This is a genomic window from Bartonella sp. MM73XJBT, from assembly GCF_028618465.1.
In the GTDB taxonomy this organism is placed as follows: Bacteria; Pseudomonadota; Alphaproteobacteria; order Rhizobiales; family Rhizobiaceae; genus Bartonella.
In genome coordinates, this window is sequence record NZ_JAQISY010000080.1 from 1 (window position 1) to 2743 (window position 2743).

Annotated in this window: 1 protein-coding gene and 1 pseudogene; both read left to right on the plus strand. The window is 34.8% G+C overall.

The features are described from left to right. Positions 1–1277, plus strand: a 1277-nt coding sequence (locus PVV69_RS09570; RefSeq protein WP_273757318.1) for a Vomp family autotransporter, incomplete at its 5' end; no start/stop codon positions are given. A gap of 1182 nt (positions 1278–2459) precedes the next feature. Then, positions 2460–2699 (plus strand): annotated as a pseudogene (locus PVV69_RS09575) (YadA-like family protein); the annotation flags it as partial. Positions 2700–2743: the final 44 nt, after the last annotated feature.

Genomic DNA, 2743 nt, shown 5'->3' on the forward strand with positions numbered 1-2743 from the left:
TTAACACAGTTAAAGAGGATGGTACAGCGAGTGAAGAAAGCTATAATACTGTAGAGAAAGCATTTTCTGCTGTTGGTACATCTTTCACGAATATTCAGAATAAAATCACCGATGAGATTACCAAGGAGATTAATAAAACAAAAGGTGATGCTTTATTGTGGAACAATGAGAAAGAAGCATTTGTAGCCCAGCATGGTGAAGGTGAAACAAAGACGAATAGTAAGATCAGCTTTCTTGCGAATGGTGACATCGCTGAAAATTCAACGGATGCAATCAATGGTTCTCAGCTTTACTCGATGAGTAATAATCTTGCTGCATATTTTGGTGATGGCGCTGGATATAAGGATGGACAATGGAAAAAGCCTACATTCTATGTTTCGCAATTCAAGAATGATGGTAATGGTGATGACAAAACTGATTATGATAATGTTGCGGATGCATTTGGTGGCGTTAATGATAGCATGAAAAGTATCAATGAGCGTATTAAGAATGTTTCATCGAATGGTTTAAATTGGAACGAGACAGACAAAGCTTATGACGCTCGTCATAATAATCAGGATAGTAAGATTACACATGTGGCGGATGGTAAGGTATCAGAAGATTCGAAAGAAGCCGTTAACGGAAGTCAACTTTGGGAGACGAATAATAGGGTAAGCAAGGTTGAAGAGCAGGTAGGGTCTATTGATAAGCAAATAAAAAATATTGAAAACACGGTTACGAATGATGCGGTTAAGTATGATAAAGGAGCTGATGGCAAGAAAACGAATAAAATTACGTTAGTTGGTGGCAATGAAAGTGATCCAGTATTACTAGACAATGTAGCGGATGGTAAAATAGAAAAAGATTCGAAAGAAGCTGTTAATGGTAGTCAACTTTGGGAGACGAACCAGCAAATGAAGGTAGTCCTTGATAATGCGAAAAAATATACGGATGAGCGCTTCCATGACCTTGTAAATAGCCAGATGGGTGATGTTATTAATGAAGCGAAATCTTATACGGATATGAAGTTTGATTCTTTAAATTACAGCATAGAAAATGTACGAAAGGAAGCAAGACAAGCAGCGGCTATTGGTTTAGCAGTAGCTAATTTACGCTACAATGAAACACCTGGAAAATTAAGTGTTGGATTTGGTAGTGGCTTATGGCGTAACCAATCTGCATTTGCTTTTGGTGCTGGTTATACATCTGAGAGTGGATCTATTTTATCTAATGTATCTGTCACTAATTCTGGTGGTCATTGGGGTATAGGTGCGGGATTCAATATGACATTGAACTGATAATAAACAAAATACATTGAGAAAAATACTTTCGCTCTTGTCTTTAATGAAGGCAAGGGCGAAAGTTTATTTTAATAAGAAACCAATAAAGCCAACAAATGAGATAATGAAGTCTTTAAAGACAAACAAGACAAGTAGGTGAATAATAAAACAAAATGTACTATTAACGATAAATCTCTTTTTTATCTCATTATAATTTGATAAGAATGGAGAAGACCACACACTAAAAACTTCTGCTTTTTAATATACTAAAAAAGTTCAAAAGAGCATAAAACCATAGTTAATTTCTACAGGTAAAAATACACCAACCTAGCATAAAAATATGCTTCTACAGGTTTATCTTTAAACGTGTTTATTGTCCAAACAGCATACCACCACAAAGATGAAGTTACCCAAAACCTTCTAGATTTCTTGAAATCAGCTTTTCTATTGCGGTTTTATACAGAAATAACCTTTCTCTACAAGCTTTAACAGCTCATTTAACAGAAATAAATATTGTAAATTGAAATATGTTTATTTGATTATTTTATTGGTAGGGATGTGATGAAAAAGTATTTATCGTATCAAAGAGGAATAATCTGTATAATCTATATTATTCTCGACTTTTGTTTTTAAAAGGCATTCTTTGGGAATCGACTCGTTGATTTTATGACGTCATTTTTTGACGAAAAAAGAGAATATAACAATGGCATTATTAATGAATGCAGTATTATAATTTGAAAATAATAATTAAGATACACGCGTTGCTTTATATAATAATATCGGTTGTCAGATTATAACGGGGATATAGCATATGATTGGTGGTGATGAGATTACAATAATAATTGAAGATATTGTAATTTTTAGGTGTCATGCCTCATTAAGGGATATCTGTTATTCTTGCTAGCCAATCGCGTAAACTAGCCCCCATGCGTGGATATACTTCAAGTTTATTTTGTCTTATATATGAGGCATCATGGTATGTGAAAAGGGATCACGACCGGTAAATGAAAGTATAAAATCACTTTTAGTAATTCTTATGACAAAGGCATACGAAATTCTTTTGTAGCATCGCATCAATTTTTCATCTCTTCATTAGAGATTGTTTATATATTCTCCTCAATTTGACCTTTATGCATATGACAAAAAGGAGGTGAACAAACGCCTATAAGCAAATGCAAAGCCAGTTAAGGTATGGTTATTGTCTGCCAAGAGTCAAGGCAGGCAGCGGTTATTGGTTTGGCTGTATCGAATTTGCGTTATAATGATTTACCAGGAAAGTTAAGTGTAGCGCTTGGTAGTGGTATATGGCAGAATCAGACGGCCTTTGCCTTTGGTGCTGGTTATACATCTGAAGATGGAAATACTCGTTCGAGTGTATCTGTCACAAGTGCTGGTGGACGTTGGGGTATAGGTGTAGGGCTAAGCTTAACGCTGAATTAATAAAGCAAGCAATTTTTTATTAAAAATAACGTTCGCTCTTCTTT